The organism is Brevundimonas sp. (genome assembly GCF_035627475.1).
Taxonomy (GTDB): Bacteria; Pseudomonadota; Alphaproteobacteria; order Caulobacterales; family Caulobacteraceae; genus Brevundimonas.
The window spans coordinates 97,035-104,735 of record NZ_DASPLR010000010.1; the positions used below are offsets into that span (position 1 = coordinate 97,035).

Consider the following 7,701-nt stretch of genomic DNA (forward strand, 5'->3'; position numbering starts at 1 on the left):
GTCCTTCTCGCCGATGATCCGGCGTGCCAGATTTCCCGGCCCGAGGATCCCGGCCATGACCGACCACGCCACCCCCAACCTGCCCTCGCGCGATTTCGAGGCGACCGCGCAATTCTACCGCAAGCTCGGCTTCGAACAGGGCTGGCGGGACGGCGGCTGGATGATCCTGACGCGCGGCGCGCTGAAGCTGGAATTCTTCCCGTTTCCCGACCTCGATCCGCGGACGAGTTCTTTCAGCTGCTGCCTGCGCCTCGACGACGTCGACGCCTTCCACGCCCTCTGCAGGATGGCGGGCGTCCCCGAGCGGCCCGGTGGCATTCCCCGCCTCCAGGCCCCGATGCTGGAGCACTCCGGCCTAAGGATCGGCTATCTGGTGGACCCGGACGGAACGCTGCTCCGGCTGGTGCAGAACCCGTCCTAGAACGGCAGGATGTTGCGCTGGCGGCTGTAGGCCATGGTGCCGACGTTGGCGCCGAGGCGCAGGCCGACGCCGGTGCGGATCGGGGCCAGGACGATGCCGTCGGCGGCCTGGTAGTTCACGCCCACGCCCCCGACCAGATAGGCCGAGCCCTCCACGCCTGGGTAGCGGCGGTAGATCATGTCGGGGTGGTACAGGCCGTAGACCAGGGTGAAGACCCGGCTGGCGTTGCCGCCCACGTCCCAGCCGATCGAGATGCCCTGCCAGAACACCTCCTGTGACGCCGACAGGTCCTTCATGTGCAAGGCGCCGCGGCCGTAGCGCAGGCCGACCCCGGCGGCCCCGGCCGCCTCCTCGCCTGCGACATAGGCGGTCGGGCGGTCGCCCTGGTCGGCGAAGATGCGCTCGATGGCGGCGCCGATGGCCTCGGCGGCGATCCCCAGTTCGCGCGACCCGGCGGCGATCAGCTCCTCGGAGGTATAGGCCGGCGCCGTCTGGTCCGAACGGATCGGATAGTTGGGGTCCGACGCCGGCGCGGTGGCGCAGGCCGACAGGCCCGTGGCGCCGGCGGTGGCGGCGAGACCGGAAAGGATCAACTGGCGGCGATGCATGGCGATGGCTCCGAAGGCGGGACGGTCCGTCCGACTCGCGCGGACGCTTCACCACACCGTCACCGGCCTTTGCGTCAGCCTTGCGGCGGCAAGGTTAACGGGAGGTTGCCGGGGCCGACGGCGCGGGCCGGCGCCGAGGTCGGCTATCGACCCACAGCGGACAAGAGCTGTCGCCGGCGTGCGACCCACTGCCCGCGGAACCTCGCTGTGTCCGGTGCATTACATAGTCTCCTCCGGTGTCTTGAAGGCGTGTCCGGAGGAGGAAGTCCCCGCACAGGCTCAATGCGCGCTCCCGCCACCACCCTGGGAGGCCGATCATGCTCGGAAACACGACACTCGAAAGCCTCTCCCCTGACGACATGGCGGCGCTGGGGCCCCATCTGCGCGAGCGTTCTCTCGACGAGGGACTGGTGCTGACCGCCCAGGGCGAGGAGGTGGACACGATCTATTTCCCGACGTCCGCCCAACTCGCCAATCTCGTTCGCTTCGAGAACGGCGGAATGTCGGAAAGCTTCTTCATGGGAAGCGAGGGTGTCTCGGGCCTGGCGGCGTTCCTCGCTGGCGAACCCTGCGCCTGGAGTGTCGAGGTGCGCCGCAGCGGACGCGCCTATGAGCTCGCGGCCCCCATCTTGCGTGATCGCTTTCAGGAAAGCGCGACCCTTCGCGACAGCCTCCTGAGCCTCGCCTATGACTATCAGGCGCAGTCCAGCCTGGCGGCGGCCTGCGGTCAGCAGCACACCGTTCAGGCTCGGCTGGCGACCGTTCTGGCCTTGCTGAGCGAGAAGCTGGGCGCGACGAGCCTCGACCTTACGCAGGACGATCTCGGACGCATTCTGGGCGTGCAGCGAACCACGGTGAACGCAGGCTCGCTTTTGCTTCGAAACGCGGGCGCTATCAGATACAGCCGCGGCCACATTCACATCGAGGACAGGCAGCGGCTGCGCGAGGCGGCGTGCGAATGCCTTCAACTCTACGAGGCCATCAGGCCGCACAGCCACGGCGCCACCCGGGACGCCCTAAGGCAGCATAGCTGAACCACCCGACGCGGGCGCTTCCTGCGCGTAGAAGTGCAGCACGAACAGGACGAGGCCATTCTCGTCGCGGACGGTGCAGTTCCACTCCCCGGCGCTCCAGAAGCGGTCGGGGTAGTCCCTGAGGGCTTCACCAGAGAGCCGCACGGCGACGATCCGGGCGGCGTTCAGCCCCTCCAGCTCCTCGCCCTCCTCGTCCTTTACGTCCGCGAAGTCCGCGCCGTGTGAGATGTCGAAATAGAGGCGAGGCATGAATGGAGGCTCCTGCCCGGAGCCCGCAAACTGCCTCGAGCCGGAGGACTGCTACACCAACTGACCCGGTCAGCAAGCGCTGCTGATGAATCGGACACGGATGATCTGCAGCTCCGCTTCCACCCACCGGAACCGTTGCCTCGACGGTCGCTGCTTGCGATGGCGTCCACCCCATCACCCGTTGCAGACCTCCCGGTCCACAAAGGGGCGACCGGACTGCCTACCCTCGCAGCGCCGCGCCCGCCTTGCCCGCCGCCGCCAGCACCTTCGCCGACAGCGCCTCGATCTCGGCCTCGGTCAGGGTCGCCTCGCGCGGCTGGATGACGACTTCCAGCGCCACCGACTTCATGCCCTCGGCCACTCCGGCGCCGCGGTAGACGTCGAACACCCGGACGTCCGCGATCAGCGCCTTGTCGGCGCCGGCCACGGCGCGCACGAGGTCGCCGGTCGCCTTGCCCTCTTCCACCACGAAGGCGAAGTCGCGGGTCAGGGGCATCAGCGCGGCCAGCGAGGCGGCGCCGCGGGCCTTGGTGGCCTTGCCGCGCGGCTCGGGCACGGCCTCGAGCACGATCTCGAAGGCCAGCATGGGACCGTCGGCGTCCAGCGCCTTGAGCACGCGCGGGTGCAGGGCGCCGAACTCGGCGATAATGGTCTTCGGCCCGAGCTGCAGCCTGGCCGAGCGGCCGGGGTGCCACCAGTCGCGGTTCTGGCCCTGGACCAGCTGCAACGAGGCGGTCGGGGCGCCCAACTCGTCCAGCAGCGCCATCAGATCGCCCTTCAGCGCGAACAGGGCGTCCTCGGCCCCGCCGCCCCAGTGGCGCGGCGAGCGCGGCGCGACCAGGCCGGCGATGACGGTGCGCTGGCCGGTCGGGCTGTCATCCAGATAGATGGGGCCGATCTCGAACAGGGCGGCGTCGGCATGGCCGCGGTCGGCGTTGCGCGCCGCGGCCTGAACCAGATTTGGCAGGGCCGAGGGCCGCATGCAGTCGAGGTCGGCGGCGATCGGGTTCTCGACCACCAGCCGCTGATCGCCACCCCCGAACAGGGCGGCGGTGGACTGTCTGGTGAAGGACCAGGTGACGGCCTCGGCATAGCCCATGGCCGCCAGCGCCCGGCGAGCGGTGCGCACCCGCGCCTGACGGGGATTGAGCACGCCCTTCGACGGCGCGCCAAGGTCGGGCAGCGGGGTCGACGGCAGTTCGCCATAGCCCTCGATGCGGGCCACCTCCTCGACCAGGTCGGCCGGGCCCTCGACGTCGTGGCGCCACGACGGCGGCGTCACGCTCCACGGGGTTCCCCGCGCGACTTCGAAGCCCAGCCGGGTGAGGATTTCGGCGATACGATCGTCATCCAGCGACAGCCCGGTCAGGGCGCCGACCCGGGCCGGATCGAAGGCGAAGGCGACCGGACCGGCCGGGGCCTCGCCGGCCACGACGATCTCCGACGGCTCGCCGCCGCACAGGTCGACGATCAGGCGCGTGGCCAGTTCCAGCCCCGGGACCACGAAGGCCGGATCGACGCCGCGCGCGAAGCGGTACTGGGCATCGGAATTGATCGTCAGGGTCCGGCCCGTCTGGGCCGTTACCAGCGGGTCGAACCAGGCGCTCTCGACGAAGACGTCCACGGTCTCGTCCGAACAGCCGGTCGACTCGCCGCCCATGACCCCGCCCAGGCCGATGGGCCGCTCGCCCCCGGCGTCGGCGATGACGCACATCGACGGATCGACCGCATAGGTCTTGCCGTCCAGCGCGATCAGGTGCTCGTGCGTCCCGGCCGCGATGTGCTCGGCGCCTTCGGACACCTGTCCGGCGCGCACCACGATCTCGTCCCCGACCAGCTTGGCGGCGTCATAGACGTGCAGCGGCCGGCAGCGGTCGTAGGCGACATAGTTGGTGATATCGACCAGCCGGTTGATGGGGCGCAGGCCGATGGCGATCAGGCGGCGCTGCAGCCACTCGGGCGACGGGCCGTTCCTCACGCCGCGGATCAGCCGCCCGGCGAACACCGGGCACATCTCCGACGCCTCGATCCGAACCTTGACCGGCGAGGCGAACGCGCCCGCCACCGGCGCCACGGCCGGGGTCTTCAGCTGGCCGAGGCTGGCCGCCGCCATGTCGCGCGCGATGCCCGCCACGCCGAGCCAGTCGGCCCGGTTCGGGGTGACCTCGAAATCGATCACCGGCTCGGCCCCGAACACGCCGGCCGCCGGCGCGCCGACCGTCAGGTCGTCGGCCAGTTCCAGAATGCCGTCGCTTTCGTCCGCCAGTTCAAGCTCAGAGGCGGAGCACAGCATGCCGTGCGAGACCACGCCGCGCACCGGCTTCTCGACCAGGGTGACGTCCAGCCCGGGCACATAGGCGCCGATGGGGGCGTAGATGGTGGTCAGGCCCGCCCGCGCGTTGGGTGCGCCGCAGACGATCTCCTTCATGCCGTCGACCGTGTCGACCTGGCAGACCTGCAGCCGGTCGGCGTTCGGATGGCGTTCGGCCGAGACGATCCTGGCCACGGTGAAGGGCGCCAGGGCGGCGATCGGATCGTGGACCTCCTCGACCTCCAGCCCGGCCATGGTCATGGCCTCGGCCACGGCCGCGACCTCGGCCTCCGTCTCGAGATGATCCTTCAGCCAGGACAGGGTGAATTTCACTGCGCCGCTCCCGGCCCCGTCGGCACCCCGGCCATCATGTCGAGCACGTGCTGCGGCCCGGTGAAGCCTACGTTGAAGAACTCGCAGTTCTCGAAGGCGCAGCTCCGCATCGGGATCGTACCCAAGGCGCGTGCGCCCATCGGCCGGAGCAGCAGGTTGCGGATATCGCCGCCGCTGTCGCCGAAATTGGTGTCGTCGAATGTGACCCCGGCGGAGACCAGCATGATCGCCGGCCCTTGCAGGCGGCAGCGGCGGAACGTCCGTCCCTCGATCAGCCCGGGCTGGGAGCCGCCGACGACGGCCGCGTAAAGCTCGAACAGATTGATGTCCACGTCCTCGAAGACCATGGCGGTCAGGTTGGTGGCGACGCGGACGGGGCGGTTGATCGGGACGTAGGCCATCAGCCGGCGCGCCCCGCTCCGGCCAGACTCGTGGCCATGCCTTCGAGGAAGTCGGCCGAGCCCGTATAGCCGATCTGCGCGAAGCGGCAGCGGACGAAGCGGCAGTCCTGCAGGCCGATGGCGCCGACCAGTCGCGGCCCCTGCGGCGCGTACAGCATGGATTTGGGGTCCGAGGCCGCACCCATGTTGCAGCCGTCGAACGTCGTGCCGGCCAGCACCGCGACCAGGGCGGGGCCCTCGATGACGCAGTCGGTGAAGGTTTTGCCCTTGATGACCCCCTCGCCGGCGTTCAGCGTGTGGACGGCCAGCAGCGGCAGCCAGACGCCTTCCTTCTCGAAGGTCTCGCGCGCGGCGATCTCGCGGCCGAAGGCTTCGGACATAATATCGGTCATGACGATCTCGTTCAGCTCAGGCCGCCGGCCGGGTTCGGCGCGGCGAAGGCGGAGAAGCCGTAGTGCGACAGCCAGCGGGTGTCGGCTTCAAACATGGGGCGGAGGTCGGGGATGCCGTATTTCAGCATGGCCAGGCGGTCGACGCCCATGCCGAAGGCGAAGCCCTGGTATTCGTCGGGGTCGATGCCGCAGTTGCGCAGCACGTTCGGATGCACCATCCCGCAGCCGAGGATCTCCATCCAGCTGTCGCCCTGATTCAGCTTCAGCTCGCCGCCCGAGCGGTCGCAGCGGATGTCCATCTCGGCCGACGGTTCGGTGAAAGGGAAGTGGTGCGGGCGGAAGCGGGCGTCGACGTCGTCGACCTCGAAGAAGCGGGCGACGAAGGTCTCCAGCGTCCACTTCAGGTGGCCCATGTGGATGGCCTTGTCGATGACCAGCCCCTCGACCTGGTGGAACATCGGCGTGTGGGTGGCGTCGCTGTCCTTCCGGAAGGTCCGGCCGGGGGCGATGATCCGGATCGGCGGCTTCTGCGACATCATGGTGCGCACCTGCACCGGGCTGGTGTGGGTGCGCAGCACCTTGCGCTCGCCGGTCTCCGGATCGGGCGTCAGGAAGAAGGTGTCGTGCATCTCCCGCGCCGGGTGCTTGGGCGGGAAGTTCAGGGCCGTGAAGTTGTGGAAGTCGTCCTCGATGTCGGGGCCTTCCGCGACCGCGAAACCCATCTCGGCGAACAGGGCGATCATCTCGTCCATCACCTGCATGGTCGGATGCACGCTGCCCTTGCGGCGCGGCCGCGGCGGCAGGGTCAGGTCGACGTGCTCGGCCTTCAGCCGGGCGTCCAGCTCGGCCGCTTCGAGCTCGGCCTTGCGCGCCGCCAGCGCCGCCGACACCCGGTCCCGCAGGCCGTTGATCATCGGCCCGCGCTCGCGCCGCTCGTCCGGGCTCATCGCCCCCATGCCCTTGAGCAGGCCCGAGATCGAGCCCTGCTTGCCCAGGGCGGCCACGCGAAGCTCCTCCACCGCCGCGGCGGTCGCCGCGCCGCCGATGGCGTTGATGAGGTCGAGTTCGAGCTGGTGCAGGTCGGTCATGTCGGCAGTCCGTCTAGCGGCTATGGCGCAAGGCAAAAAGCCCCCCGGCGCGGGCCGGAGGGCTTTTGCGTCTTCCGTCGCCGGAAAAGCTTACGCCAGCGCGCCGCGGACCTTGTCGGCGATCGCCTTGAAGGCGGCTTCGTCGGCGGCCATGGCGGCGAGCACCTTGCGGTCCAGCTCGATGCCGGCCTTGCCCAGGCCGTGGATGAACTGGCTGTAGGTGAAGCCTTCCAGACGGGCGGCGGCGTTGATGCGCTGGATCCACAGGGCGCGGAAATTGCGCTTCTTGGTGCGGCGGTCGCGGTAGGCGTACTGGCCGGCGCGGTCGACCGCGGCCTTGGCGGTGCGGATGGTGTTCTTGCGGCGGCCGTAGAAGCCTTTCGCCTGCTTCAGAACCTTCTTGTGCTTGGCGTGGGACGTTACGCCCCGTTTGACGCGAGCCATGTCGCTATCCTTTCAAATTCAGTGTGGAGATCAGGTCAGGTCTGCGCGCGCCGATCAGGCGTACGGCATGTAGGACTTGATCTTCCGGGCGTCCGCGTCGGCCATGACCGAGGTGCCGCGCTGCTGGCGGATGTACTTCGAGTTGTGGCTGATCAGGCGGTGCCGCTTGCCCGCCACCCCGGCCTTCACCTTGCCGGTCGCGGTGAATTTGAAGCGCTTCTTGGCGCCCGACTTCGTCTTCAGTTTCGGCATTTCATCTCTCTCTTTTGAGAGGGCTACCGCTCTTCGAGCTGCTTGGGCCCGAGGAGGGTCTCCCTGATTTGGAACCGCCCAGGCATGCCTGTTCGCCCGGCGGTCCGGTACGCGAAGGCGCGGCTTCTAGTCGAACCGCGCTCCGAAAGCAAGGGAAACCCCTCAGCG

The 7,701-nt window shown here is 69.1% G+C and carries 10 protein-coding genes; 2 read left to right on the top strand and 8 right to left on the bottom strand.

Translation table 11 applies throughout. From position 1 onward, the window contains the following. Window positions 1–55: 55 nt before the first annotated feature. Window positions 56–421: a bleomycin resistance protein gene (locus tag VEA62_RS02370; RefSeq protein ID WP_324817895.1), complete on the top strand. Its 366-nt coding sequence runs from the start codon at window positions 56–58 to the stop codon at window positions 419–421. Here VEA62_RS02370 and VEA62_RS02375 read toward each other — a convergent pair. Next, on the bottom strand, window positions 418–1,029 hold the full coding sequence (locus VEA62_RS02375) for an EipA family protein (protein ID WP_324817897.1): 612 nt from the start codon (window positions 1,027–1,029) through the stop codon (window positions 418–420). The genes VEA62_RS02370 and VEA62_RS02375 overlap by 4 nt on opposite strands. 317 nt (window positions 1,030–1,346) lie before the next feature. On the opposite strand from VEA62_RS02375, the gene VEA62_RS02380 reads away from it, so the two are divergent. Then, a complete protein-coding gene (locus VEA62_RS02380; RefSeq protein ID WP_324817900.1) occupies window positions 1,347–2,063 on the top strand; it encodes a Crp/Fnr family transcriptional regulator in 717 nt (238 codons plus the stop codon). Here the strand turns inward: VEA62_RS02380 and VEA62_RS02385 are convergent. From VEA62_RS02385 to rpmI, 7 genes are all read right to left on the bottom strand, one after another. Further along, entirely contained in the window at window positions 2,046–2,312 is a 267-nt protein-coding gene (locus VEA62_RS02385; protein ID WP_324817903.1) for a DUF6894 family protein, read from the bottom strand. The two genes, VEA62_RS02380 and VEA62_RS02385, sit on opposite strands and share 18 nt — an antisense overlap. Window positions 2,313–2,532: 220 nt before the next feature. Beyond that, window positions 2,533–4,956 carry a phenylalanine--tRNA ligase subunit beta gene (gene pheT, locus VEA62_RS02390; RefSeq protein WP_324817906.1) on the bottom strand — a complete coding sequence of 808 codons (2,424 nt, stop codon included), beginning with the start codon at window positions 4,954–4,956 and terminating at the stop codon, window positions 2,533–2,535. Next, window positions 4,953–5,357: a hypothetical protein gene (locus VEA62_RS02395; protein ID WP_324817910.1), complete on the bottom strand. Its 405-nt coding sequence runs from the start codon at window positions 5,355–5,357 to the stop codon at window positions 4,953–4,955. Before VEA62_RS02395 ends, pheT begins: the two co-directional genes overlap by 4 nt. Beyond that, a complete protein-coding gene (locus tag VEA62_RS02400) occupies window positions 5,357–5,749 on the bottom strand; it encodes a hypothetical protein (protein ID WP_324817913.1) in 393 nt (130 codons plus the stop codon). The genes VEA62_RS02395 and VEA62_RS02400 overlap by 1 nt, the downstream gene beginning before the upstream one ends. A gap of 11 nt (window positions 5,750–5,760) precedes the next feature. After that, window positions 5,761–6,837, bottom strand: a complete 1,077-nt coding sequence (gene pheS / locus VEA62_RS02405; RefSeq protein ID WP_324817915.1) for a phenylalanine--tRNA ligase subunit alpha — start codon at window positions 6,835–6,837, stop codon at window positions 5,761–5,763. 90 nt (window positions 6,838–6,927) lie between these two features. After that, window positions 6,928–7,281 carry a 50S ribosomal protein L20 gene (gene rplT / locus VEA62_RS02410; RefSeq protein ID WP_259550831.1) on the bottom strand — a complete coding sequence of 118 codons (354 nt, stop codon included), beginning with the start codon at window positions 7,279–7,281 and terminating at the stop codon, window positions 6,928–6,930. Window positions 7,282–7,335: 54 nt separating this feature from the next. Next, the gene (gene rpmI, locus VEA62_RS02415; protein WP_324817917.1) at window positions 7,336–7,533 is read right to left on the bottom strand and encodes a 50S ribosomal protein L35; all 198 of its coding nucleotides are present in this window, start codon (window positions 7,531–7,533) and stop codon (window positions 7,336–7,338) included. Between the last annotated feature and the right edge of the window lie 168 nt (window positions 7,534–7,701).